This window comes from Pseudomonas sp. ZL2 (genome assembly GCF_054788455.1).
Map to the genome: position 1 here is coordinate 301,773 of NZ_JBGOGX010000003.1, position 25,880 is coordinate 327,652.

General features: G+C 59.8%; 23 protein-coding genes. 2 read left to right on the plus strand and 21 right to left on the minus strand.

What is annotated here, in order from left to right; translation table 11 throughout:
- Nucleotides 1-37: 37 nt before the first annotated feature.
- The 7 genes from benC to ABM562_RS05145 form a co-directional block, all read right to left on the minus strand.
- Entirely contained in the window at nucleotides 38-1,048 is a 1,011-nt protein-coding gene (gene benC / locus ABM562_RS05115) for a benzoate 1,2-dioxygenase electron transfer component BenC (protein WP_460421060.1), read from the minus strand.
- A gap of 25 nt (nucleotides 1,049-1,073) precedes the next feature.
- Nucleotides 1,074-1,562, minus strand: coding sequence for a benzoate 1,2-dioxygenase small subunit (gene benB, locus ABM562_RS05120; RefSeq protein WP_134065256.1), 489 nt, complete (start codon nucleotides 1,560-1,562; stop codon nucleotides 1,074-1,076).
- The gene (gene benA / locus ABM562_RS05125) at nucleotides 1,559-2,917 is read right to left on the minus strand and encodes a benzoate 1,2-dioxygenase large subunit (RefSeq protein WP_115084587.1); all 1,359 of its coding nucleotides are present in this window, start codon (nucleotides 2,915-2,917) and stop codon (nucleotides 1,559-1,561) included. The genes benB and benA overlap by 4 nt, the downstream gene beginning before the upstream one ends.
- Before the next feature lie 106 nt (nucleotides 2,918-3,023).
- Nucleotides 3,024-3,980, minus strand: coding sequence for an AraC family transcriptional regulator (locus tag ABM562_RS05130; protein ID WP_134065260.1), 957 nt, complete (start codon nucleotides 3,978-3,980; stop codon nucleotides 3,024-3,026).
- A gap of 185 nt (nucleotides 3,981-4,165) precedes the next feature.
- Nucleotides 4,166-5,419, minus strand: a complete 1,254-nt coding sequence (locus tag ABM562_RS05135; RefSeq protein WP_258578594.1) for an OprD family porin — start codon at nucleotides 5,417-5,419, stop codon at nucleotides 4,166-4,168.
- Nucleotides 5,420-5,566: 147 nt separating this feature from the next.
- Nucleotides 5,567-6,898, minus strand: coding sequence for an aromatic acid/H+ symport family MFS transporter (locus ABM562_RS05140; protein WP_115084584.1), 1,332 nt, complete (start codon nucleotides 6,896-6,898; stop codon nucleotides 5,567-5,569).
- Between the two features lie 161 nt (nucleotides 6,899-7,059).
- Nucleotides 7,060-8,016, minus strand: a complete 957-nt coding sequence (locus tag ABM562_RS05145; RefSeq protein ID WP_460421062.1) for an AraC family transcriptional regulator — start codon at nucleotides 8,014-8,016, stop codon at nucleotides 7,060-7,062.
- 130 nt (nucleotides 8,017-8,146) lie between these two features.
- Here ABM562_RS05145 and ABM562_RS05150 point away from each other — a divergent pair, with 130 nt between their 5' ends.
- Nucleotides 8,147-9,031 (plus strand): LysR family transcriptional regulator, encoded by an 885-nt coding sequence (locus ABM562_RS05150; protein ID WP_134065264.1) that lies wholly within the window; start codon nucleotides 8,147-8,149, stop codon nucleotides 9,029-9,031.
- 18 nt (nucleotides 9,032-9,049) lie between these two features.
- Here ABM562_RS05150 and hcnC read toward each other — a convergent pair whose 3' ends face one another.
- The 6 genes from hcnC to ABM562_RS05180 all read right to left on the minus strand — a co-directional run bounded on the left by hcnC (nucleotide 9,050) and on the right by ABM562_RS05180 (nucleotide 15,619).
- Nucleotides 9,050-10,306 carry a cyanide-forming glycine dehydrogenase subunit HcnC gene (hcnC, locus tag ABM562_RS05155; RefSeq protein ID WP_115084579.1) on the minus strand — a complete coding sequence of 419 codons (1,257 nt, stop codon included), beginning with the start codon at nucleotides 10,304-10,306 and terminating at the stop codon, nucleotides 9,050-9,052.
- A 3-nt stretch (nucleotides 10,307-10,309) separates the two neighbouring features.
- A complete protein-coding gene (gene hcnB, locus ABM562_RS05160) occupies nucleotides 10,310-11,704 on the minus strand; it encodes a cyanide-forming glycine dehydrogenase subunit HcnB (protein WP_134065266.1) in 1,395 nt (464 codons plus the stop codon).
- A complete protein-coding gene (gene hcnA / locus ABM562_RS05165) occupies nucleotides 11,701-12,015 on the minus strand; it encodes a cyanide-forming glycine dehydrogenase subunit HcnA (RefSeq protein WP_038997941.1) in 315 nt (104 codons plus the stop codon). Before hcnA ends, hcnB begins: the two co-directional genes overlap by 4 nt.
- Before the next feature lie 484 nt (nucleotides 12,016-12,499).
- Nucleotides 12,500-14,509 (minus strand): FUSC family protein, encoded by a 2,010-nt coding sequence (locus tag ABM562_RS05170; protein ID WP_460421063.1) that lies wholly within the window; start codon nucleotides 14,507-14,509, stop codon nucleotides 12,500-12,502.
- Complete coding sequence (locus ABM562_RS05175) at nucleotides 14,509-15,420, minus strand: efflux RND transporter periplasmic adaptor subunit (RefSeq protein ID WP_258578596.1); 912 nt, start codon at nucleotides 15,418-15,420, stop codon at nucleotides 14,509-14,511. Before ABM562_RS05175 ends, ABM562_RS05170 begins: the two co-directional genes overlap by 1 nt.
- Before the next feature lie 10 nt (nucleotides 15,421-15,430).
- Complete coding sequence (locus ABM562_RS05180; RefSeq protein ID WP_258578597.1) at nucleotides 15,431-15,619, minus strand: DUF1656 domain-containing protein; 189 nt, start codon at nucleotides 15,617-15,619, stop codon at nucleotides 15,431-15,433.
- 108 nt (nucleotides 15,620-15,727) lie between these two features.
- Here ABM562_RS05180 and ABM562_RS05185 point away from each other — a divergent pair, with 108 nt between their 5' ends.
- Nucleotides 15,728-16,531, plus strand: a complete 804-nt coding sequence (locus ABM562_RS05185; RefSeq protein WP_258578598.1) for an AraC family transcriptional regulator — start codon at nucleotides 15,728-15,730, stop codon at nucleotides 16,529-16,531.
- Between the two features lie 173 nt (nucleotides 16,532-16,704).
- Here the strand turns inward: ABM562_RS05185 and glmS are convergent, their stop codons facing one another.
- The 8 genes from glmS to ABM562_RS05225 form a co-directional block, all read right to left on the minus strand.
- Nucleotides 16,705-18,540 (minus strand): glutamine--fructose-6-phosphate transaminase (isomerizing), encoded by a 1,836-nt coding sequence (glmS, locus tag ABM562_RS05190; protein ID WP_115084574.1) that lies wholly within the window; start codon nucleotides 18,538-18,540, stop codon nucleotides 16,705-16,707.
- The gene (locus tag ABM562_RS05195) at nucleotides 18,540-19,319 is read right to left on the minus strand and encodes a DeoR/GlpR family DNA-binding transcription regulator (protein WP_134065270.1); all 780 of its coding nucleotides are present in this window, start codon (nucleotides 19,317-19,319) and stop codon (nucleotides 18,540-18,542) included. The genes glmS and ABM562_RS05195 overlap by 1 nt, the downstream gene beginning before the upstream one ends.
- A gap of 186 nt (nucleotides 19,320-19,505) precedes the next feature.
- Complete coding sequence (gene glmU / locus ABM562_RS05200; protein WP_115084570.1) at nucleotides 19,506-20,873, minus strand: bifunctional UDP-N-acetylglucosamine diphosphorylase/glucosamine-1-phosphate N-acetyltransferase GlmU; 1,368 nt, start codon at nucleotides 20,871-20,873, stop codon at nucleotides 19,506-19,508.
- A gap of 123 nt (nucleotides 20,874-20,996) precedes the next feature.
- Nucleotides 20,997-21,416, minus strand: coding sequence for a F0F1 ATP synthase subunit epsilon (locus ABM562_RS05205; RefSeq protein WP_038997917.1), 420 nt, complete (start codon nucleotides 21,414-21,416; stop codon nucleotides 20,997-20,999).
- A gap of 44 nt (nucleotides 21,417-21,460) precedes the next feature.
- Nucleotides 21,461-22,837, minus strand: coding sequence for a F0F1 ATP synthase subunit beta (gene atpD / locus ABM562_RS05210; RefSeq protein WP_115084568.1), 1,377 nt, complete (start codon nucleotides 22,835-22,837; stop codon nucleotides 21,461-21,463).
- 27 nt (nucleotides 22,838-22,864) lie between these two features.
- Entirely contained in the window at nucleotides 22,865-23,725 is an 861-nt protein-coding gene (gene atpG / locus ABM562_RS05215) for a F0F1 ATP synthase subunit gamma (protein ID WP_038997915.1), read from the minus strand.
- A 50-nt stretch (nucleotides 23,726-23,775) separates the two neighbouring features.
- Entirely contained in the window at nucleotides 23,776-25,320 is a 1,545-nt protein-coding gene (atpA, locus tag ABM562_RS05220; protein WP_038997914.1) for a F0F1 ATP synthase subunit alpha, read from the minus strand.
- 21 nt (nucleotides 25,321-25,341) lie between these two features.
- A complete protein-coding gene (locus ABM562_RS05225; protein WP_115084566.1) occupies nucleotides 25,342-25,878 on the minus strand; it encodes a F0F1 ATP synthase subunit delta in 537 nt (178 codons plus the stop codon).
- Nucleotides 25,879-25,880 lie beyond the last annotated feature (2 nt).

Consider the following 25,880-nt stretch of genomic DNA (forward strand, 5'->3'; position numbering starts at 1 on the left):
CGTACCCGCACGATGCGCCCGGCCCCATAAAACGGCTTCAGGCAGCGGCGGCGGCGAATTTTTCGTAGTAGAAGTTCGCCGGGGTGATGCCCTGTTCGCGGATGTACTGGCTGACCGCCTCAACCATCGGTGGCGGCCCGCACAGGTACACATCGACATCGCCTTCGTTGAGGTGGTGCGGCTCGATGTGCTGGGTGACATAGCCCTTGAGCGGATGCTGGCTCTCGGGGTTGGCTACGCAGGCGCCAAAGCTGAAATTCGGGATGCGCGCAGCAAAGGCCTGCAGGCGGTCGAGTTCGACCAGGTCGAAGTCGTTGGTGACGCCGTAGATCAGGTGCAGCGGATGCTCGCTGCCCTCTTCGGCGATTTTCTCCAGCATCGCGGTGAACGGCGCCAGCCCGGTACCACCGGCCAGCAACAACAACGGCCGACGGATCTCGCGCAGGTAGAAACTGCCCAGCGGGCCGGCCAGGGTCATGCTGTCGCCCGCCTTGGCCAGGCCGGTAAGAAAGCTGCTCATCAAGCCGCCCGGCACGTTGCGGATCAGAAAGCTGATCTCACCGTCCTTTTGCAACGAGCTGAAGGAATAGGCGCGAGTCTGCTCACTGCCGGGCACGCCGAGGTTGACGTACTGCCCCGGCAAAAACGCCAGGCGGCTCAGGGCCTCGCCCTTGATCGACAGGGCAATGGTGCTGTCGGACAACTGGCGCACGGCGCTGATGCTGGCCTGATAGCTGGCCTGCTCGGTCTTGCACAGTTGCGACGAAGCCGGCACACGCACCACGCAATCGCTCTCGGCGCGCATCTGGCAGGTCAGCACATAGCCCTGGGCGGCTTCTTCCTCGCTCAAGGCGTCTTCGATGTATTCCTGACCGAGGTCGTAACGGCCAGCTTCGGCGAAACACTTACAGGTACCGCAGGCGCCGTCGCGGCAATCCAGCGGAATGTTGATGCCCTGGCGGTAAGCGGCATCGGCCACGCTTTCGTCAGCGGTGGCGTCGATGAAACGGGTGACCCCGTCCTCGAAATTCAAGGCGATCTTGTGCATGGCGCACCTCGCAGCAAAGCAGGATTCAGATGTGATAAACGTCGATGACCTGACGCACGTAGTCGTTCTTGAGCACTACCTTCTTGGCCTTGATCAGCGGCCGTTCGCCGCGGATATCGAGGGTGTAGAAGCTGGTGCCGAAGTGGCTGTCGACGGTCTTGTAGCGAAAGCTCAGGGTGTGCCAGTTGAAGCGCACCTTGCACAGGCCTTCGCCCTGCTCCAGCAGCTCGATATTGCTGATGTTGTGCGAGGTCCGGGTGTCGGGCATGGTCGCGCTGGAGCGTTCGGTCTTGATCCGGAACACCCGGTCTTCCAGGCCACCACGATTGCCGTACCAGATCAGCGAGATTTCCCGTTGCGGGTCTTCGGTGAGCTGGTCGTTATCGTCCCAGGCCGGCATCCAGAAGGTGGCGTCGGCGGCGTAGCACTCCAGCCACTGGTCCCAATGGCTGTCGTCCAGGTAGCGTGCTTCTTCAAAGAGAAAGTCGCGCACTTGCTCGAAGGAAATGCTCATTGCACGGCCTCCACGGGGATCAACTGCTGGTCGGCGGCGAGGGCCTTGAGCATGGTTTCCTGCCAGTACTTGTGTTGCAGCACGAACAGGCCTTCGTCTTCGGTGCGCACGCCGCTCAGTTGCGGATGCAGGTCGATTTCCTGCGCGGCGGCATCGGCGCCTTCGACCCAATGGGTGGCACCACGGGACATGTCGTTCCAGCCCCGCCCGCCCTGATAGCCCATCTGGCAGGAGCGGAATTCTTCCAGGTCATCCGGGGTGGCCATGCCACTGACGTTGAAGAAGTCTTCGTACTGGCGAATACGCTGGGCTCGCGCCTCGTCGCTCTCGCCCTTGGGGGCGATGCAATAGATAGTGATCTCGGTCTTGTCCACGGCGATCGGCCGAGCGATGCGGATCTGCGAGCTGAACTGGTCCATCAGGTACACGTTCGGGTACAGGCACAGGTTGCGCGAGTTCTCGATCATCCAGTTGGCGCGAGCCTGGCCGAAGTCAGCCGCCAGTTCGTCACGGCGCTCGAACAGCGGCCGGTCCTCGGGGTTGGCCCAGCGAGTCCAGAGCAGCAGATGGCCCTTGTCGAAGGAATAGAAACCACCACCGCTCTTGGCCCAGCCGCCCGCGCTCATGGTCTTGACCTCATCACCGGCTTCACGCTGCTTGCGCTGGTTCTGGGTAGCGGCGTAGTTCCAGTGCACGGCGCTGACGTGGTAACCATCGGCGCCGTTTTCAGCGGTCAGCTTCCAGTTGCCTTCGTAGATGTACGAGGACGAACCGCGCAGCACTTCCAGGCCATCGGCCGACTGGTCGACGATCATGTCGATGATCTTCGCCGACTCACCCAGGTGCTCCACCAAGGGCACCACGTCCGGGTTGAGGCTGGCGAACAGGAAGCCGCGGTAGGACTCGAAACGGGCGACCTTGGTCAGGTCGTGGGAGCCTTCGCAGTTGAAGCTGGCCGGGTAGCCGGCGTCGACCGGATCCTTGACCTTGAGCAGCTTGCCGGAGTTGTTGAAGGTCCAGCCGTGGAACGGGCAGGTGTAGGACGAGCGGTTACCGCTCTTGTGTCGGCAAAGCATCGCACCGCGATGGCTGCAGGCATTGAGGAAGGCATTGAGCACCCCATCCTTGTTGCGCGCGATGAAGATCGGCTGGCGCCCCATGGTGGTGGTGAGGAAGTCGTTCTTTTCAGGAATCTGGCTTTCGTGGGCAAGGTACAGCCAGTTGCCCTCAAAGATATGTTTCATTTCCAGATCGAACAGACGGGGGTCGGTGAACATCTCGCGCTTGCAGCGAAAGACGCCCTTCTCCTGATCTTCTTCAAGCAGGGAATTAAGGTAATCGAATCCCAGGGACATGGCCGGGGCCTCCGTTGTTATTGTGTTCAGGCCATGTCAGGTTAGGGAGCGAGGGGCACGGTAAATATCCGCTTTGTGCAGACCTTTATCCGTTTTCTGCAAAGTGTCAGAGGCGGCGCTTGAGGGTGTCGGAGGGCAGTTCGCCGAATAGCGACTTGTAGTGTTCAGAAAAACGCCCGAGGTGGACGAAGCCATAGTCCATGGCCAGCTCGGTGATGTTGCGCACCTTGCAGTCGGGGTCGCTGAGGCTGGCGCGGATGCGTTCGAGTTTCTGCTGGCGGATATACAGCTTGGGCGTGGTGCGAGCGTTGCGCTCGAACAAGGCATACAGCGAGCGCAGGCTCATGCTCGCCTGCTGCGCCAGCTGTTCGCTGCAGATGTCCTGCTTGAGGTTGGCACTGATGTACTCGGCAATCCGCTCGAAGGATGCCGCCTGGCTGCTCAGGGCTTCACGGCTGACGTTGGTGTGCATCAGGGTCAGCAGCTTGCTGGCGACGATCTGGCTGTAGTGCTCCTGCACCCGCAGCATCGGCTCGTTGCTTTCGGCCTCCTGGCAGACCATCGCCAGCAGCCCGGCAAAGCCTTCCAGCGCCAACAGCTGGTAGTGATGATCGAGAAAGCGCACACCTTCGCTGGGGCGCTGCCAGCGTTGCTCGTCGCACACTGATTCGAGCAGGCGGGTGGGCAGCTTGAGGATGAACTTCTCGCAATCCGCGGAATAGGCCAGGTCGACCGGTTCGTCGGGGTTGATCAGCAGCAGCCCGCCGGGGGTCAGCAGGCGCTCTTCACGGCCACGGCGCCAGAGGCAGTGGCCACGCAGCAGGATCTGCAGGTGAAAGACGTTCTCCAGCGCTGGCGACATCACCCGCACATCGCCGCCGTAGCTGATCCGGCACAGGTCGAGGCTGGCGAACTTGCGATGGTTGAGGTACGCCTCCGGATGCCCGTAGCGCGGCAGGCGAATGCAATGGGGGCCGACATGCTGGTTGACGTAGGTCGACACCGCATGAGGGTCTGCACGCTCGAACACCCGGCTGCGTTCGCTGAGCAGGGGACTGTCCATACCCATATCGGCCATACCAGCCATACCAGGTCACTCGTTGTAGTTATGCGGCCAGTCTAAGCGATAGCACTGGCCGGCGAGCAACCTGGGGATGGACGGTGTGTTTCCAAAAGCATCGCTGGCAAGCCAGCTCCCACAGAGTTACCCACAACCCCGGTAGGAGCGGGCTTGCCCCGCGATATGGCCTACAACAACGTCCAGGTGTAACTCAGGATCACCCGGTTCTCATCAATGTCCGAACGGTAATTGGACCGTGCCATGGCATTGCGCAGCCGTATCCCCAGCCCTTTGAGCAGCCCGCTCTGCACCGCATAGCCAAGGTCAAGATCGCGCTCATGTTCCTTGCCCTCGAAGCCCAGCCCGGTATCGACGTTATTGCCCTTCAGGTAACGCACGGTGGCAGTCAAACCCGGTATGCCCATGGCCACGAAGTCATAGTCATAACGTACCTGCCAGGAACGCTCATCGGTGTAGGAGAATTCATAGGTTGGCACTTCGTTGCCCAGCGGCGAGATGTTCGGGAACACCCGCGGGAAGGCATCGTCACCATAGATTGCCTGGTAGCCGACGCTGAAGGTGTGCCCGCCACGCTTGGCCGACAGCAGCGAATAGAACGCCCGGTTGTCGACATCACCAAGGCGCGCATCGCCCTGCTCCCTGGCGGTGAAGTAACCGAGGTTGGCGCCCAGGGTCCAGTCGCCCAGGGGCTGGCTGTGCTTCAAGCCCACGAAGCCTTGTTGATAGATATCTTCGAGGCGCCCGTACCAGAGGCTGGCGGTGGTGCGATTGGCGTTGAAGCTGTAGTCGCCACCGGCATAGTTGAAGGCATCGCTGTCGGCCTGGCGCTGGGGCAAGTGGCCGAGCATGGCGATCATTTTCTCGTCCCCGGCTTCGTTGCGCAGGCTGGTAGAACTCAGGTGGCCGGCCTGCAGGGTCAGGCCGGTTATCTCGGCCGAGGTCAGGCTGACGCCCTGGTAGGTTGGTGGCAGCAGGCGCGAGTCGTTGTATTGCAGGATGGGCAGATTGGTTTGCAGCTCGCCGACTTTCAGCTCGGTCTTCGAATAGCGCATTTTCAGCGTGGCGCCGACCCGGCTGTACTCATCGGCAGCGCGGCCATCGTCCTGCACCGGCAGCAAACCGGTGCCGGTGCGATCCGGGCTGCTGTCGAGCTTGAGGCCGAGCAGGCCAATGGCATCGACGCCCACCCCCAAGGGGCCCGGGGTATAACCGGACTTGAAGTTGAAGATAAAGCCCTGGCCCCATTCCTCAGCCTTTGATTGCTGGTTGGCACCGACAATGCCGGAAAAGTCGCGGCTGAAGTAGTAGTTACGCGCTTGCAGGGTAGCGCTGGCGTCCTTGATAAAACCCGGCTCGGCGGCATTGGCGCAGAAACTCAGGGCGCAGAGAAACAGCAACCCGCAGTGTGGGAAGTTGGTCATGGTAGTGGTGCTCTTGTTATTGTTGTTTTGGCTTGTAAATTTGTGGCGCCTGCATCGCTGGCAAGGCCAGCTCCCACAAGAACGCTATGTACTCCGACCACTGTGGGAGCTGGCTTTGCCAGCGATAGGGCCAACGCGGTTATTTGGCTATGCCGCTGACTGCAACGCCGCCCTGCCCCTGGCAGCACCACGCCCGGCAAACACCATCATCGCCACCGCCGCTACCGCCCCCGGCAGCGCAAAGGCCATGAAATTCAGCGCCAGCGGCAGCTGAATCCCCAGCAGCATCCCACCCAGGATCGGCCCGATAATCGCCCCGCTGCGACCGATACCCGATGCCCAACCCAATCCCGTCGAACGGATCCCCATGGGGTAGTACTGGGCTACACAGGCATAGGCGAGAATCTGCGTGCCGATGGTGGTCGCGCCGGCAATGGCGATCAGCAGGTACAAGACCGGCGTCGGGCTCTTGAAGCCGAGCAGGCTGATCGACAACGCCGCCACGGCGAAGAACACCACCAGCACCCGATCGAGCTTGAAGCGGTCACCAATCCAGCCGCCGCCGACCGCACCGAAGATCGCGCCGAAGTTCAGCACCAGCAAAAACGCCAGGCTCGAGCCCAGGCCGTAGCCGGCGTTGTTCATCAGCTTGGGCAGCCAGGAATTGAGGGCATAGACCATCAACAAGCAGCAGAAAAACGCGACCCAGAGCATCAACGTACTCAGCGCTCGCCCTTCGCGAAACAGCTGCGGTACCGAGCCACCGGCTTGAGTGCCGGTCACCACCTCCAGACGATCACCCGCTTGTGGCTGATAGCTCGGCTCGACCCGCTGCAGCAACTGGCTGGCCTGTTCGGTACGACCCTGGCGCACCAGAAACCCCAGGGACTCGGGCAGGTAACGCAGGATCAGCGGTAGCACCAGCAAGGGGATGATCGCCACATAGAACACCGACTGCCAACCGAAGGCCGGCAACAGCACGATGCCCAACCCGGCGGAGAGCATGCCGCCCACCGAGTAGCCACTGAACATGATCGCCACCAGGGTGCTGCGCATGCGTTTGGGCGCATATTCGTTCATCAGCGCCACCACGTTGGGCATCACCCCGCCGATCCCTAGCCCTGCCAGAAAGCGACAGAGGCCGAACTCGGCAGGGTTGCGGGCAAAGCCGTTGAGCACGGTAAAGCCGCTGAACAGGATCACGCAGAGGGTGATGGCCTTCTTGCGCCCGATCCGATCCGACAGCGGGCCGAACACCAGGGCGCCGAACATCATGCCGAACAGCGCATAGCTGCCCAGGGCACCGGCCTGCAGCGGGGTCATGCCCCACTCCTGCATCAAGGCCGGCAGCACCACGCCGTAGATGACCAGGTCGTAACCGTCGAAGATGATGATCAGCGCACACCAGAACAGCACACGCCAGTGAAAGGAATTGAACTTCGCCTGATCGATCAGGCTATTGATATCGATCGCTCGCATGAGGCGCGTCTCTTTTGTTGTTGTTATCGAAACCTGAATGGCGATACCTGCCGGGCGCGGGGCCGGGCAGTGTTCGCAAGGTCAGGTTAGGAGCAGCAGCAAGGCGCCAATAGCCGTTTCCTGCGAATCGCTATCCAGATTGCGCAGGGGCCGATGAGCGTTCAGCGGTGGCGTTTGAAGGTAACCGAAGGCAGCTCGCCGAAGCGCTGGCGATAGCTTTCGGCGAAGCGGCCCAGGTGCAGGAAGCCGTAGTCCAGGGCGATTTCGGTGACATTGCGGACCGGGCTGGAGGGGTCCTGCAGGGCCGCGTGAATCCGCTCGAGCTTGCGCTGGCGCACATACCCCTTGGGTGACAGGCCGGCGTGACGCTCGAACAGCGTATACAACGAACGCTCGCTGACCCGCGCTACCGTCATCAACTGGCTGACCCCGATATCCTTATGCAGGTTGACGTCGATATAGGCCACCAGCTGTTCGAACGAGTGGGTCTGCAACCCCGGCTCGCAACGATCGATGTTGTTGCCCAAAAGGCTCAGCAACTTGCTGGCGACGATGCGCCCGTAATGCTCCTGCACCTGCGGCAGCGACTGGGTGGATTCGGCTTCGTCACACACCAGCCCGATCAGGCCGATAAACCCCGCCAGCGCGCCAGTGGCATGACGCGCGCTGGTGAAGCGGATACCGCCTTCGGGCAGTTGCCAGCGCTGTTCCAGACAAGCCTGTTCGAGCAGGTTGGCCGGCAACTTGAGGATGAATTTTTCGCAATCGGCCGAGTAGGTGAGGTCAACCGGATCGTCCGGATTGATCAGCAGCAGCTCGCCGGGCACATAGTGATGCTCATCGCCGCGACAGCTTGAATGGCAGTGCCCTTTAAGCAATATCTGCAGGTGATACAGGGTGCCCAGCGCCGGCGAAGTAATCCGCGCCCTGCCCCCATAGCTCAGGCGGCACAGGTCGAGGCTGGCAAACTTGCGATGGTTGATGCTCGCCTGCAGGTCACCGCTGCGCGGCAGGCGCAGACTGTGGCCGCCAACGTGCTGGTTGACGTAGTCGGACACCGCATAAGGGTCGGCATGCTGGAACACACGGCTGCGCTCGCTCAACAGTTGGCTGCTCATGGGCTGGCCTCATTGTTATGGTCGTACGACGATATCCACAGGGTCTGGTTATCCACAAGGCAGCAGCTTGCGCCAGCGCCTGCAGGCAGTCCAATATCCGTTGGGTAGGCAACCATACCCTGGAGGTATCATGGAATTGCGTCATCTGCGCTACTTCCGGGTGCTCGCGCAAACCCTCAATTTCACCCGCGCCGCCGAGCAGCTGCACATTGCCCAGCCGCCCTTGAGCCGGCAGATCCGTCAGCTGGAAGAAACCCTCGGCGTCGAACTGCTGGAGCGTGGCAGGCCCCTGCGCCTGACCGAAGCCGGTCGGTTTTTCCACGAGCAGAGCGCTGCCTTGCTCGACCAGCTCGAACAGATCGCCGAAGGCACCCGGCGCATCGCCAACAGTGAACGGCAGTGGCTGCGAATCGGCTTTGCGCCGTCGACGCTCTATGACTTGCTGCCCGAGTTGATTCGCCAGCTGCGGCGCAATGAGGAAATGGAGCTGGGCCTGCAGGAAATGATCACCCTGCAGCAGGTCGAGGCACTCAAGGCCGGGCGCATCGATGTCGGCTTTGGCCGCATCCACATCAAGGATCCAGCCATCGAACAGGTGTTGCTGCGCGAGGAACCGTTAGTCGTTGCCCTGCCCTGCGGGCACCCTTTGCTCGGCCAGCCCCTGGACCTCAAACGCCTGGCCGACGAGCCTTTCGTGCTCTACCCCGCCAACCCGCGGCCGAGCTACGCCGATCACATCATGGCGCTGTTTACCGCCCAGGGTGTGAACATCAAGGTAATCCAGTGGACCAACGAACTGCAGACCGCGCTGGGCCTGGTTGCTGCTGGCCTGGGGATAACGTTGGTGCCAGCGTCCGTGCAAAGCCAGCATCGCGCCGACATTGTTTATGCACCACTGCCAGAAAAAACCGCAGTGTCACCGATCATACTCAGTCGCCGGGCTGGGGATAACTCGCCACAGGTCCGGCAGTGCTTGAGTTTAGTGGCACAGATGAATACCGGCCCCCAGGGCTGAAGGCCGGTTTATCCACAATCAGGCCAGGGCAGCCTGCTTGTTTTCCACAGCAAGCAAGTCAAAACGCTCGGCCAGGAATGGAGTGATATCCAGCGGCAGGGCTTCCTGATGCACGACCTTGTCGATCAGCACCCCGGTGATGGCCGAAGTGAGGATGCCGGTGCGAAAGTGTCCACAGGCATTCAGGTAACCACTGACTTCCGTGACCGGCCCCAGAATCGGTAGCTCGTCCGGCGAGCCCGGGCGCAGGCCGGCCCACGTGCGTTTCAGGTTGATCTGCGCCAGCTCCGGTACACAGCGAACCGCACCCTGAACCAGGCCGTTGATTTCCGGGAAGGTGTTGCTGACGTCGAAGCCTTTGTCCTCGGTGGTGCTGCCTATCAGGATCTCGCCGTTGTCCTTCTGCGCCATGTAGCAATCGCTGGTGGTCAGGCAGCCTTGCAGCAGCTTGGGCATGCGCTCGGTGAGGATGATCTGGCCTTTGACCGGCTTGACCGGAATCCGCAGGCCGGTGGCCCATTCGCTCAAGTCTGCGGCCCAGGCGCCAGCGGCGTTGATCAGGGTATCGCAGTGAAAGGTGCCCTCTTCTGCGGTTTGCACACCGCTGACCCGCGAGCCCTGGTGCAGCACGCCGGTGATGTTGGTGTTGTGGAACAGGTCGACGCCGTTCTGGCGCGCCGCTTCCATATAGGAATCGGCCAGGCGGAACGGGCTGACCTGGTGATCGCAAAGGAACTCCAGAGCGCCATGGGCCTGATGGCTGACTGCCGGCTCCGCCTGGCGCAGGGCCTCGCGGTCGAGCCAGCGTACCTGGTCGGCCAGGTGCGGAATCTGCGCGACGATGTGTTCGGCGTACAGGCGGTCTTCATCGTCGTAGATCACGTACTTGAGGCCGGTGCGCTCGAACTTGAAGTCCATGCCGTGGCGGTCGATCAGCTCGCGGTGCAGCTGTGGATAAAGTGCGTTGGACTGCAAGGCAAAGTCGAAGAACGACTGCGGCAGGATATGCGGCGTGCTCGAATCCACCGCCACTGCCGCGCCATGGGCCTCGCGCTTGTGCTTGGCCGACATCATGCGAAAGAAGATCACCCCGCAGCCCAAGCCCACCGACTCGCCGATTGCCCACAGGCCGCCCGCCGAGGCGCGGGTGGCATTGCCCGGGCGCTTGGCATCGATCAGGGCGATTTTCAGGTTTTTGCGTTTGGACAGCTGGTAGGCGCAGGACGCACCGATCACGCCGCCACCGGCGATGACCACATCATAGGTTCTGTTCATGCTTCAGGCTTCCGTGCCGAGTTGCTGGAATGCAGAGAATGGAATCGGGTCGATCGGGAAACGCGGGCGCAGCCAGCCTACGTCGGCGCGCCCGGTGGCTTCGCGCAGGCGATCGCTGCAGTAGCCGACGCACATGCGCCCCTGGCAGTCGCCCATACTGACCCGGGTGCGCATCTTCAGCCCGGCCATGTCTTCGACACCCTGCTCCAGGGCGCGGTCGATGTCGCTGCGGGTCACGTGTTCGCAGCGGCAGATCACCGTGTCGGGCTGCGGCAGGTCAATCTGCTTGGTGCCGCGGTGGGTGTAGCGTTCTACGCCAGCGCGAAAGCGCTTGATTGCCGCCAGTTGGCCGAGGTACTTCTCGCGCAATTCGATGGCCTGTTCAGCGTTGAGCACTTCGCGCTGCAGCAGGATCGAGACGGCGGCGATGCGCCCGGTGAGCATTGCCGCTTCGCCACCACGGATGCCGCCCATGTCGCCAGCCAGGTGGATATGCGCCTGGCTGCTTTGCTGCCAGACGTTGCTTTCCGGGCGCAGGTAGCCGTCTTCGTTGAAGCCGTGGTCCAGACCCAGTTGCTGGCTGAGTTGCGTGCGCGGGATAAAGCCGTAGCCCACCGCCAGGGTTTGCGCCGGTTCGCGTTGAGCGCGGGAGAGGTCTGGTTGCCAATCGTCACCGTAGGGTGCCACGGTCACTTCAGCCAGTTCGCCCTCGCCCTTGGCTTCGACGACGCCCCAGCCGTAGTACATGGGGATGCCATTGAGTTTCATGTAGCCGAGCATGCTCAGGCCATCGAGGAACAGTTGCGGCTTGTTCATCAGCGCCAGGCTTTCACGGGCGATCTTGCTGAACGGGCAGGCTTCATAGACACCGGCGACTTTCGCCCCGGCCGCGTGCAGTTGGCAGGCCACCAGCGGCAACAACGGCCCGGTACCGGCGATCACGGTACTGCCCAGGGGTTTGACCACGCCGCTCTTGATCTGCAGTTGCAGCCCGCCGAGCAGCATGACGCCAGGCAAGGTCCAACCGGCGAAGGGGACGTTGCGCTCATGGCAACCGGCCGACAGCAGCAGGTGGGAATAGTCGATCTCGTGCAGGGTTTCTTCGGCATCGAGCACCATCAGGCGCTGCTCGTCACCACCCACCACGCGGCTGTTCAGGCGCAGGTCGATACGATCGCCGCAGGCGGCAAAATCCTTGTGCAGTTTCTTCAGCGCCTTGCTGTAGCGGGCGCCCAGGTAACCCAGGTCGACGCCGCTGCGCAGCGGCCCGCGAAAGACCACGCCACCCGGACGCGAGGCTTCATCGAACAACAGGCTGGAAACACCGTGGTTGGCCAGCTCGATCGCCGCCGCCATACCCGCCGAACCACCCCCGACAATCACTGGACGCAGGCTCATGGTGCCTCCTGCCCGGCAAAGCGGTTGGTCCCGGTTTCGACCTGCATACCCGGCTGCACCACAGTCTGGCAGGCGCGGCGCTTGGGCCGGCCGTTGATCGACACCAGGCAGCAATGGCAGACACCCATGCCGCAGAAAGCGCCGGTCAGTTGATCGTGATCGTTGCGCGCCACCTGGCGCAGGCCCACAGCGTTGAGCACGCTGAGCACGGTTTCACCGGCGGCGACAGCGACTGCCTGGCCGTTGAGTTCGATGGTCATGTCCGCCCGCGACAGGGGCTGGATATCAAGCTTTCGCTCCAGAGTCTGCATAGCTTTTCGTCCGTGAAAAAGAAACATGGACTGCGCACACTATGCCAAGCGCGCGCCTGGACTATTGATCCAGGCCAGCTAATGGGTCTGCTTGCCGGACAAACCGACAAAACAGGGCAGATGGCCTGTGCTTATCTGGCCGACGTTTCTCAACGGGCGATTCTAGAAAAAAGTGCATTCAAATCGGTGACCCGATTTGAATGCACAAGGGAGGAGCACGTTATGTCTGTTCGAACCGCGATTAGCGTCTGTAGCAGAGTACTCACATGATCGCTTTGGAATACCGGAAGAGGCGCAGGTCAGTCTGTTTTTTTACTAGTGTTCGAAGTCGATGGCGCAATTGGCTTCTTTTCGGACCGACCTTTGTCCTGACTGCGCTCCTCTTTGAATCTTTGGTGCCATCGCTCCAATGCCTCTGCACCATCTGATGCTTGGCTAAGCGGGCTGAGGAGCAAGAGAGCAAGCAGGATTGAGCTAACCAGTTTCATGAGGACCTCACTTTTTTACTTTGAACGTGTCCGTACTGTCCCAACAACCAGGCCAAATCATCGAAGATCGCAGCGAAATGCATCGCGCCAAGCCGACGCAATGAATTTGCGGTTCGGTGTGATTGAAGGATCATCCGGGGGTAGCTTTGAGGGGAGCGAGCGAGGCGGCTCAGACCAGCGCCGATGAGCTGCGCGATCGGGCCTTGAGGGTCAAGATGCTTCAGGTCGGCATGCACCCGCCTCAGTTCACGCGCTAGTTGCAGTGACAACCTGCCCAGGTACTCGTGTTGATGTTGGCTATCGAGTGTTGCCGGTGCCAGTGCAGCCAACGAGGCGAGCCGGTGCTGCTGGCGTACCTGCCATGAGTGATCACTACCGGCAGCACCCCGTCGAAGCAATACCAGAGTCTCGCGATGAAGGGCTTCAACTAGCCCATCGAAATTCCTGTCATTTCGTTTTGGTAGTAGCTGGTACGCAAGCAGACAGATACCTAAAGCGATGATCCATGAAACGGATTGATTCGCGAAATCATTGAAGTCATAGGCGGGTACGAGAGTAGTAGATACCAAAGTGTTGAAGGCGATCAGAAAAGCTACCCCTTGGAAAGCGCGGGAAGGCAAGGTAGTCGCGTGAATGCCGAACGACCAGAAAAGGCTCAGGCTGACCAGAAGCAGTGGCAGACCATTGATCTGCGGCAGGATGAGGAACTTGCACGCGAGCGCTGCGGGAATCGCATACAGCGTCCCACGTAGAAAGCTTTCGGTGCCTTTTTCGGGGGTGGGCATTGCAGCGATCAGTGTGCAGTAGGGCCCCAGAACTGCCAGCAGGGTCGGGCCTTGGTCCCAGCCACTTATGTACCAGACAGCACCTGCCAGCAAAGTTGCCAGAAGGGCTCTGATCCCGTTACGCAGGCCGTCGGCGTAATGGCGATGAAAGCGAAATGGGCGATGAACATGAGCAGTTTCTTGCTCTAGGGAAGAGAAGCCTTCCAGGGCCAAAGCGAACTCTTCCAACTGCTCGTCCAAGCGCCTGAACGCAAGGAGGGTACGTTGTTCTGGATGACTCGATTGGGGAGCCGAAGCTATTTTGCTTGCTAGCTCGTCACGAATATTTCGAACTCGGACCTTGGCCTCTGACAGGCTCAGAGAGTGCTCGCTTAATGCCCTGCTTACCGAAGCAAGCTGAAGGCCCGTTGCCGAAACCGCATGTGTTGATTCCAGTACCGACAAGTCGGCAGGCAACTCATGTTCCAGCAGTGCCGATTGCAAGTAAGCCGAGCCAGACCTGATGGCTTTCAAATTGTCACTGATGACCCAGGATTCACCTCGACCCAGACCGAGGAGATCGTCCATCTTGTTGATCTCTGCCGCGAGGACAAGACGGTTGCGATGCGCCTGCTCATCTGCAGGTTGTGCGTATTTCTCTGCAATCAATGCTGCGGCCTTGACACACAAGCTGATCACGGTGTCGCGTATCCGAGCCTCGACTGTCTTGCGACTGAAGAGAACGGTAACCAGAGTCAGACTAATAGCCCCGACCACCACCGCAGTGGCACGGGAGACGATGTGTTCAAAGCTGATCTGAGGTTCGACAATGGCTGGCCCCAACGCCAGGCAAACGGTGTAGCCGGCCACTACGGCGGTTGTTGCGTAGTAATGCCGAACTACAGACATAGCGGCTACACATAGCCCAAGCCATATCCCAACGCCCAATATCAACAGGATCATTTGCTGGGCGAAACACGCCACCAGAACGAATGCGGCTACGGCACCTACCAGTGTGCCGGCGATACGATGCAGACCTTTGCCAACCACAGCTCCCTGAACGGGATTGACCAGCAGGAGCACGGTAGAGGCCGCGGAGAATGGCGAGTCCAGATGCAGGTAGAGACCTACGCATAATGCCAGAGCTGCTGCCATGCAACTGCGCAAGACATACAGGCTTGTAGAAGAAGTAAAGGGCAACGGCAATGCACCAAACCGTTTACCTATAGCTACGGCGCCCATTACAGATACTCCTGGAGCCAATGAGTCAGACGCTGATGGTTTGGTGCATCAGCCTGGTCCACCTCAATACTTGCTGTCATGCCTGCTGCAAGCTCCACGCCCTCCGGGATGTGGTCAATTTCAATGCGCACCGGCAATCTCTGGGCCAGTCGAATCCAGCTGAACGTCGGGCTCACCTGAGGTAAACCGTTCTGCGCCCGCACTTCATTGGTATCTGAGACTCCCCGTCCTATGCTCGACACATGACCGGAGAGCAGCGGCGAGAACCCCATGAGCTTGACCTTGGCACTGGCTCCAAGAGGAATATTTGTGAGTTTGGTCTCCTCGAAATAGCCGGTGACCCAGAAACTCTTGCTGTCGACAACGAACATGTTGGTGCCACCTGCAACGGCATAATCACCGGGTTGCAGACGCAGTTGGGTGACGTAGCCATCTACGGGCGCAAAGATCTTGGTGCGTTGTAGTTCCAGTTGAGCCTGTGCCAACTGGGTCTGTGCAATGTTCAGCCGAGCTTTGGCGATTGCACTGGAGCGTACAGCGTTATCGATCTCTTCCTTGGGCACTACACCTACAAGCAGCTTCCTGCGGCGTAGCTCTTCGTTGCGCTGCTGGAACACCTCCTTGACCTCGGCCAGTTCGGCGGCTTTTTGATCGACTGCCAGGGCATAGCTTCGAGCATCGATGCTGTACATCAGATCGCCCTTTTGCACCCACTGGTTATCACCGACCCAAACCCGCTCGATGCTGCCGGATACCTCGGGAGCGATTCGGATAACCTGAGCACTAATGCGGCCATCTCGGGTCCATGGTGCCAATACATAAGCATTCCAAAGTGACAGGCAGAAATAGAGTGAAAAGGCACCAACAACCAGGGTGGCCAGGAACTTGAACAATCTCACTACGTGATTCATCGACGCCTCTTCAGAAATTGATGACCAGCAGAGAAAGCAAGGACACCGACAGGAAGAATCGGAGCAGGTTTGGATGCCACATCAGGTCCAACCAACGTCGCGTCATCCTTTCCAAAATGAGATAGAGCACCGTTGCTACCAGCAGGTAGATGAACAGTGGAGGGAAGTACACGTTGGCAAAGGAGAACTCGCTGAGCATGGATCGCACCTGTTGCTGGCCAAGTCAGCGCATCGTAGAAAATGCAGCTTGATTCAGATATGGACTATTAAGACAATAAATAATCAAATTCAGACATAGCGGCACTTTATGGCTACGACCGCTTTCCCTCTAGATCTTCATGATCCTGATTCACTTGCGCAGCCGGCTGTGGCCTTGCTGATCGAGTCTCAACAAAACGACACTGAGGTACCTGTCCACTACCACCGCAAGGGCCAACTGGTCGTGGCATTGAAAGGGGGAAACGTGTGCACCATCGAAGATGGCTTATGGATGGTACCGCCAGGCTTTGGTGTATGGGTTCCAAGTGGAACAGTTCATAGCAACCGCGTTACGGCCAATGGCAAGATCTGCTTGCTGTTCATAGAGCCTGGCATCGCTCAGCTTCCGGAGCATTGCTGCACCCTGGCATTGAGCCCACTCATCCTGGAGTTGGTTTTGCATCTGGCAGGCTGCCCTAACGATTATCCTGCCGATGGCCAGATTACGCGGCTTGCTGGGGTGCTACTTGAGCTCCTGGAACAAGCACCTACTGAGCGTTTTTATCTACCGCTTCCGAAGAGCCCGCAAGTACGGAAGATTGCTAGCGCCTTGGCTGAGGCCCCTGCTAGTCGTGTGACAGTGGCCGAGTGGGCAGACAGGGTTGCCATGAGTGAGCGGACTCTTGCGCGGCTGATCAAAAGCGAGACGGGCCTTACCTTCGGACATTGGCGTAAGCAATGGCAGATAATCGTTGCGTTGCAGCACTTGGTCGAGGGCGCATCGGTGCAGAGCACCGCCGAAGCGTTGGGCTATGAGTCTGTCAGTTCTTTCATCAGCATGTTTCGCAAAACGCTTGGAAACTCACCAGCGCGCTACGTTCGTGAAGCGATCGTGAGTCAGAAACTGAGATAGCACACAGGCTAAAGCAGCATGACGCTGGCATGGCCGGCAAGTGTCGAACGAGGGTTGCGGCAAGCGCAACAGGAGATAGGAAGGGCGCGTCAAAGAAGGGAGCCAGTGGCGGCTCCCTTCATCCGCGACAGTTTTAATTCTTTAAAACCATCTGGACTTTACCGCAGCGACCGTTACTCGACAGTCACCGATTTCGCCAGGTTACGCGGCTGGTCGACGTCGGTACCCTTGAGCACCGCCACGTAGTACGACAGCAGTTGCAGCGGGATGGTGTAGAGGATCGGCGCCAGGGCATCGATGATGTGCGGCACGGCGATTACATGGGTGCCTTCACCATTGCTCATGCCGGCCTGCTCGTCTGCGAAGACGATCAGCTCGCCACCGCGAGCGCGGACTTCCTGCAGGTTGGACTTGAGCTTTTCCAGCAGCTCGTTGTTCGGCGCCACAGTGACCACTGGCATGTCGCTGTCGACCAGCGCCAGCGGGCCGTGCTTGAGCTCGCCGGCCGGGTAGGCTTCAGCGTGGATGTAGGAGATCTCCTTGAGTTTCAGAGCACCCTCCATCGCCACCGGGAACTGCGCACCGCGGCCGAGGAACAGGGTGTGGTGCTTGTCGGCGAACAGCTCGGCGGTCTTCTCGACGATCGCATCCATGGCCAGGGCTTCGCCCAGGCGGGTTGGCAGGCGACGCAGTTCTTCCACCAGCTCAGCCTCGACACCGGCGGCCAAGGTACCGCGCACCTGGCCCAGGGACAGGGTCAGCAGCATCAGCGACACCAGCTGGGTGGTGAAGGCCTTGGTCGAAGCTACGCCAATTTCCGGGCCGGCCTGGGTCAGCAGGGTCAGGTCCGACTCACGCACCAGCGAACTGATGCCAACGTTGCAGATTGCCAGGCTGCCGAGGAAGCCCAGTTCCTTGGCGTTGCGCAGGGCAGCCAGGGTGTCGGCGGTTTCACCCGATTGGGAGATCGAGACGAACAGGGTGTCAGGCTGCACCACCACCTTGCGGTAGCGGAACTCGCTGGCGACTTCGACCTGGCAAGGAATACCGGCCAGGCTTTCCAGCCAGTAACGGGCAACCATACCGGCATGGTAGCTGGTGCCGCAGGCAACGATCTGCACATTGCGCACTTTGGCGAACAGCTCGGCAGCTTGCGGACCGAAAGCCTGGACCATCACGTGATCCTTGCCCAGGCGGCCTTCCAGGGTGCGTTGCACCACGGTTGGCTGCTCGTGGATTTCCTTGAGCATGAAGTGACGGTACTCGCCCTTGTCAGCCGCTTCGGCGCCTTCATGGTATTGCACGGTTTCGCGCTGGACCTGGGTGCCGGCGACGTCCCAGATGGTGACCTGTTCGCGGCGGATTTCGGCGATGTCGCCCTCTTCCAGGTACATGAAGCGGTCGGTGACCTGGCGCAGGGCCAGTTGGTCGGAAGCCAGGAAGTTCTCGCCGTGGCCCAGGCCGATGACCAGCGGGCTGCCGCTGCGGGCTGCCAACAGGCGATCAGGCTGCTTGGCGCTGATCACTGCCAGGCCATAAGCGCCGTGTAGCTGCTTGACCGCAGCCTTGAGGGCATCGGCCAGGTCAGGCAAAGATTTGAGGGTGTGAGCCAGCAGGTGAACGATCACCTCGGTATCGGTCTCGGAGCTGAATACGTAACCCAGGCCCTTGAGCTTTTCACGCAGTTCTTCGTGGTTCTCGATGATGCCGTTGTGCACCACCGCCAGTTCATGACCGGAGAAATGCGGGTGAGCATTGTGCTCGGTTGGGGCACCGTGGGTGGCCCAACGGGTATGGGCGATACCCAGGTTGCCGGCCAGCGGTTCAGCGCCGACTGCAGCTTCCAGCTCACTGACCTTGCCGATACGACGGCGGCGCTCGAGGTTGCCCTGCTGGGTGTAAACGGCCAGACCTGCGCTGTCATAGCCACGGTACTCGAGACGCTTGAGGCCTTCGATCAGAATGGTTGTGATGTTACGTTCGGCGACGGCACCAACGATTCCACACATTAGTCATGCTCCTGGGTGATAGCGGCGCAAATCACGTTGATGCCGCGGGCTTCAATCTGTTCGCGTGCCTCGGTGGGCAGGCGATCATCAGTAATAAGGGTGTTGACGCTGCTCCACGGCAGCTCAAGGTTGGGGATCTTGCGCCCGACCTTGTCGGACTCGACCATGACGATCACTTCCCGGGCGACGTCAGCCATCACCCGGCTCAGGCCCAGCAGTTCGTTGAACGTGGTGGTGCCGCGCGCCAGGTCGATGCCGTCGGCGCCAATGAACAGTTGGTCGAAGTCGTACGAGCGTAGTACCTGCTCGGCTACCTGGCCCTGGAACGATTCCGAATGCGGGTCCCAGGTGCCACCGGTCATCAGCAGTACCGGTTCGTGTTCCAGTTCGCTGAGGGCACGGGCCACATTCAACGAGTTGGTCATCACCACCAGACCGGGTTGATGACCCAGCTCCGGGATCATCGCAGCGGTGGTGCTGCCACTGTCGATGATGATTCGTGCGTGTTCGCGGATACGTCCCACAGCAGCCTTGGCGATGGCCTGCTTATAAAGGGAGACCGGCTGGCCCTGATCAGTAAACAGTTCCTGCGGCAGAGTTACCGCACCGCCATAGCGACGCAGCAGCAGGCCGTTGGCTTCAAGGGCAGCCAGATCCTTGCGGATGGTGACTTCCGAGGTTTCGAAACGCTTGGCCAAAGCGTCGACGCTCACCTCGCCCTGCTCATTGAGCAAAGCCAGGATGTTATGACGACGTTGGGGAGTGTTACGTTTCGACATGGTGCCTTAAGTTTCGTTTCGAAAGATAATGATGCCAATCAAAACCTATAGCGACTCATGCGTCAAGGACGCTGAAAAGATTTTCTTAATGTGAACAACTTTCTCCACAGCACGACTTTATCCACAGAATGAAAAAGGCCGACTTATGCACAATCCCGTCGGCCTTCTTTTTCAGCTGTGGATAACTCAGCTCTTCTTGATCTTCTCCGGCCGCTTCCAGCCATCGATATTGCGCTGACGCGCCCGACCGACCGCCAACTGCGCCGCTTCAACGTTCTGGGTAATAGTTGAACCCGCTGCGGTGGTGGCGCCGTCGAGGATATCCACAGGCGCTACCAGCGAGTTGTTCGAGCCGATGAACACGTCTTCACCCAGCACGGTCTTGAACTTGTTGGCGCCGTCATAGTTACAGGTGATGGTGCCGGCCCCAATGTTGGTACGCGCGCCGACCTCGGCATCACCCAGGTAAGTCAGGTGACCGGCCTTGGCGCCTTCACCCAGGTGGGCGTTCTTCAATTCGACAAAGTTACCCACATGGGCACGCGCTTCGAGCACGCTGCCTGGACGCAGGCGGGCAAACGGGCCGGCATCACTGCCTTCACCCATGATCGCGCCTTCCAGATGGCTGTTGGCTTTGACCACCACACCCTTGCGCAGGGTGCTGTTCTTGATCACGCAGTTCGGGCCGATGACGACGTCGTCTTCGATGACCACGCGACCTTCGAGGATCACGTTGATATCGATCAGCACGTCGCGACCAACGGTCACTTCACCACGTACATCGAAGCGCGCCGGGTCACGCAGGGTCACGCCCTGGGCCATCAGGCGGCGGCCTTCGCGCAGCTGATAGTGACGCTCCAGCTCAGCCAGCTGGCGACGGTCGTTGGCGCCCTGCACTTCCATCGGGTCCAGCGGCTGTTCGGTGGCGACCACCAGGCCATCGGCCACGGCCATGGCGATGACGTCGGTGAGGTAGTACTCGCCCTGGGCGTTGTTGTTCGACAGCCGGCCCAGCCAGTCAGCCAGGCGCGCGCCCGGGACGGCGAGGATGCCGGTGTTGCCTTCGTTGATAGCTTTCTGTGCGTCGCTGGCATCCTTGTGCTCGACGATCGCCGCCACCTGACCCTGGGCATCACGGACGATGCGGCCATAGCCGGTCGGATCATCCAGGGTCACGGTCAGCAGGCCAAGCTGCTGCGGGGTGACCTTGGCAAGCAAACGCTTGAGCGTGTCTACCTCGATCAGTGGTACATCGCCGTAGAGGATCAGCACGGTATCGGCATTCAGTGCCGGTAGGGCCTGGGCCACGGCGTGGCCGGTGCCCAACTGCTTGTCTTGCAGCACGAAGTTCAGGTCATCGGCGGCCAGTCGTTCACGTACCAGCTCCGCACCATGCCCGATCACCACATGAATACCCTGCGGCTGCAGTTGGCGGGCACTGTGGATAACATGGCCGAGCATGGAGTCGCCGGCGACCGGATGCAGCACCTTGGGCAGCGCCGAGCGCATGCGGGTACCTTGGCCTGCGGCGAGAATAACGATATCGAGAGACATTGACTGGCTACCAATCCTGGGGGGTCAGCGCTGTGACCAGAAGAAGAAATTCGGAAAAAGAAAAAGGGTAGCCGAGGCTACCCTTTAACTCAATCGCTACGGAAGTGATCGGCGAGCGCCAGATTACTTGCCTTTGCGCATTTGCTGGACGGTACGCAGCTGGGCTGCGGCCTCGGCCAGACGTGCGGCGGCGGCGCCGTAGTCGAAATCCGCGCCTTTCAGATTCAGGGCGTTCTCGGCAGCCTTGAGGGCTTCCTGAGCCTGAGCCTCGTCCAGGTCTGCAGCACGTTGCACAGTATCGGCAAGCACCTTGACCATGTTCGGCTGGACCTCGAGGAAACCACCAGAGATGTAGAACACCTCTTGGGCGCCACCCTGCTTGGTCAGCGTGATCGGACCTGGCTTCAGATTAGTGATCAGCGGGGCGTGGCCTGGAGCGATACCAAGATCACCCAGGTTGCCGTGCGCAATCACCATCTCGACCAGACCGGAGAAAATTTCCCCTTCCGCGCTGACGATATCGCAATGGACTGTCATAGCCATCTGCTTGCCTCAACCTGATTAGCGCCCCTTGCGGGGCGCCGGGATTACAGTTTCTTGGCTTTCTCGACGGCTTCTTCGATGCTGCCGACCATGTAGAACGCTTGTTCTGGCAGGTGGTCGTAGTCACCTTTGAGGATGCCGCTGAAGCCTGCAATGGTGTCTTTCAGGGAAACGTATTTACCTGGAGAACCGGTGAAGACTTCGGCCACGAAGAACGGCTGGGACAGGAAGCGCTGGATCTTACGAGCGCGCGATACCAGCTGCTTGTCGGTTTCGGACAGTTCGTCCATACCCAGAATGGCGATGATGTCCTTCAGCTCTTTGTAGCGCTGCAGAACATACTGAACGCCACGAGCGGTGTCGTAGTGCTCGTTGCCGATCACGTTCGGGTCCAGCTGGCGCGAAGTCGAGTCCAGTGGATCGACCGCTGGGTAGATACCCAGGGAGGCGATGTCACGGGACAGTACGACGGTAGCGTCCAAGTGGGCGAAGGTGGTCGCTGGCGACGGGTCGGTCAGGTCGTCCGCAGGTACGTATACGGCCTGGATCGAGGTGATCGAACCTTCCTTGGTCGAAGTGATACGCTCTTGCAGAACGCCCATCTCTTCAGCCAGGGTCGGCTGGTAACCTACTGCCGAAGGCATACGGCCCAGCAGTGCGGATACTTCGGTACCGGCCAGGGTGTAACGATAGATGTTGTCGACGAACAGCAGAACGTCGTTACCTTCGTCACGGAACTTCTCAGCCATGGTCAGGCCGGTCAGCGCTACGCGCAGACGGTTTCCTGGTGGCTCGTTCATCTGACCGTAGACCAGCGCTACTTTGTCGAGAACGTTGGAGTCCTTCATCTCGTGGTAGAAGTCGTTACCCTCACGAGTACGCTCACCCACACCGGCGAACACGGAATAACCGCTGTGCTCGATGGCGATGTTACGGATCAGTTCCATCATGTTTACGGTTTTGCCTACACCGGCACCACCGAACAGACCAACTTTACCGCCCTTGGCGAACGGGCAAACCAGGTCGATAACCTTGATGCCGGTTTCCAGCAGGTCGTTGCCGCCTGCCTGGTCAGCGAACGAAGGAGCGTCGCGGTGGATACCCCAGCGCTCTTCTTCACCGATCGGGCCAGCTTCGTCGATTGGGTTACCCAGGACGTCCATGATCCGGCCCAGGGTCGCTTTACCGACTGGTACGGAGATGGCTGCGCCGGTGTCTGCAACGTCCAGACCGCGCTTCAAGCCTTCGGTCGAGCCCATCGCAATGGTACGAACCACGCCGTCGCCCAGCTGCTGCTGAACTTCCAGGGTGGTTTCCGCGCCTACTACTTTCAGCGCGTTGTAAACACTCGGAACGCTGTCACGTGGAAATTCCACGTCGATGACGGCGCCGATGATTTGAACGATACGTCCGCTACTCATAGCTGGATCCTCTGAATATTTGAACCGTTAAACCGCGGCAGCGCCGCCGACGATTTCCGAGATCTCTTGGGTGATCGCAGCCTGACGCGCCTTGTTGTAGATCAGCTGCAATTCGCTGATCAGGTCACCGGCGTTGTCGGTGGCGTTCTTCATCGCGATCATCCGGGCAGCTTGTTCAGCTGCGTTGTTCTCGACCACCGCCTGGTAGACCTGCGACTCCACGTAACGCACCATCAGGCCGTCCAGCAGCTCTTTGGCGTCAGGTTCGTAGAGGTAGTCCCAGTGGTGCTTGAGTTCTTGATCCGGGGTTGCAACCAACGGAATCAACTGCTCGACCGTTGGGGCTTGCGTCATGGTATTGACGAACTTGTTCGATACCACGGACAGACGGTCGATACGACCATCCAGGTAAGCGTCCAGCATGACCTTGACGCTGCCGATCAGATCATTGATCGACGGCTCTTCGCCCAGGTGGCTGATCGCGGCTACGACGTTGCCGCCGAAGCTGCGGAAAAACGCCGCACCCTTGCTGCCAACCACGCAAAGATCGATCTCGATACCTTGCTCGCGGTTGACCGCCATGTCCTTGACCAGAGCCTTGAACAGGTTGGTGTTCAAGCCACCGCACAGACCACGGTCACTGCTCACGACGACATAACCAACGCGCTTTACTTCGCGTTCGATCATGAAGGGGTGGCGGTATTCCGGGTTGGCGTTGGCCAGATGACCGATAACCTGGCGGATACGCTCCGCGTAAGGACGGCTAGCAGCCATGCGCATTTGTGCCTTGCGCATTTTACTGACCGCCACTTTTTCCATGGCGCTGGTAATTTTTTGCGTGCTTTTGATGCTCGCAATCTTACTGCGAATCTCTTTTGCGCCTGCCATGTAACACCTATCAGGTTAGCAAGCGGGGGCCGCAAAGCCCCCGCTGCGGCTTACCAGGTTTGGGTGGCCTTGAACTTCTCGATACCGGCTTTGATGCCAGCGTCGATTTCGTCGTTGAAGTCACCCTTCACGTTGATCTTCGCCATCAGTTCGGCGTGATCACGGTTGAAGTAAGCGATCAGTGCTTGTTCGAAGCTACCAATCTTGGCGATTTCAACGTCGGTCAGGAACCCACGCTCAGCGGCATACAGCGACAGCGCCATGTCCGCGATGGACATTGGAGCGTATTGCTTCTGCTTCATCAGCTCGGTAACACGTTGACCGTGCTCGAGTTGCTTACGGGTGGCTTCGTCCAGGTCAGAAGCGAACTGGGCGAATGCCGCCAGTTCACGGTACTGAGCCAGAGCGGTACGGATACCACCGGAGAGCTTCTTGATGATCTTGGTCTGAGCGGCACCACCCACACGGGATACCGAAACACCGGCGTTCACTGCAGGGCGGATGCCCGAGTTGAACATGGCCGATTCCAGGAAGATCTGACCGTCGGTGATGGAAATCACGTTGGTCGGAACGAACGCGGAAACGTCGCCAGCCTGGGTTTCGATGATCGGCAGTGCGGTCAGGGAACCGGTCTTGCCAGTTACAGCACCGTTGGTGAACTTCTCGACGTACTCTTCGGAAACGCGCGATGCACGCTCCAGCAGACGGGAGTGGAGATAGAACACGTCACCTGGGTACGCTTCACGTCCTGGTGGACGGCGCAGCAGCAGGGAGATCTGACGGTAGGCAACGGCCTGCTTGGACAGGTCATCGTATACGATCAGCGCGTCTTCACCGCGGTCACGGAAGAACTCGCCCATGGTGCAACCGGCGTATGGCGCCAGGAATTGCAGTGCGGCGGATTCCGAAGCACTGGCAACCACCACGATGGTGTTGGCCAGGGCGCCGTTTTCTTCCAGCTTGCGAACGATGTTGGCAACGGTGGAACGCTTCTGACCGACAGCAACATAAACACAGAAAATACCGGAGTCTTTCTGGTTGATGATGGCGTCGATCGCCATGGCGGTCTTACCGATCTGACGGTCACCGATGATCAGCTCGCGCTGGCCACGGCCGACCGGGATCATGGCGTCGACAGATTTGTAGCCAGTCTGTACAGGCTGGTCTACCGACTTACGCCAGATCACGCCCGGAGCAACTTTCTCGACCGCGTCGGTCTCGGTGTTGCCCAGTGGGCCTTTGCCGTCGATTGGGTTACCCAGTGCGTCGACTACGCGACCCAGCAGTTCCTTACCAACTGGAACTTCGAGGATGCGGCCGGTGCACTTGGCGCTCATGCCTTCAGCGAGGGTGTCGTAGGCGCCCAGTACTACCGCACCAACGGAGTCTTGCTCCAGGTTGAGGGCCATACCGAACACGCCACCTGGAAACTCGATCATTTCGCCGTACATAACGTCGGCCAGACCGTGAATCCGCACGATACCGTCAGAAACGCTGACGACGGTACCCTCGTTGCGGGCTTGGGAGGTCACGTCGAGTTTCTCGATGCGACCCTTGATGATTTCACTAATTTCGGAAGGATTGAGTTGCTGCATTGCTCTGCTGCCCCTTCAAACTCAAGATTTCAATGCTTCGGCCAGTTTCGCGATTTTGCCGCGAACCGAGCCATCGATTACCAGGTCGCCGGCGCGGATCACGACACCACCGATCAGGGTGGCATCCTCCGTCGCATGCAGGCGCACTTCCCGGCTGAGCCGTGCACTGAGAACCTTGGCGAGTTTGTCTTGCTGTTCTTGGTTCAACGCAAAAGCACTGGTGACTTCCACGTCCACGGATTTCTCTTGTTCAGCCTTGTACAGGTCGAACAAAGCCGAAATCTCCGGCAAAAGCAGGAGACGGTCGTTTTCCGCGGCAACATGAATGAAATTCTGTGCCTGTGCATCGAACTTGTCACCGCACACGTCAATAAACGCGGCGGCCTTTTCTGCGCTCGTCAGTCGCGGGGCCTTGAGCAGGCGCTGCATCGTGTCGTCTTCCGACACTGCAGCAGCCAGGCCGAGCATGGCTGACCAATTGGCCAGTTGCTGATGGGCCTGGGCGTGCTCAAAGGCCGCCTTAGCGTAAGGTCGGGCCAACGTGGTCAGTTCTGCCATGA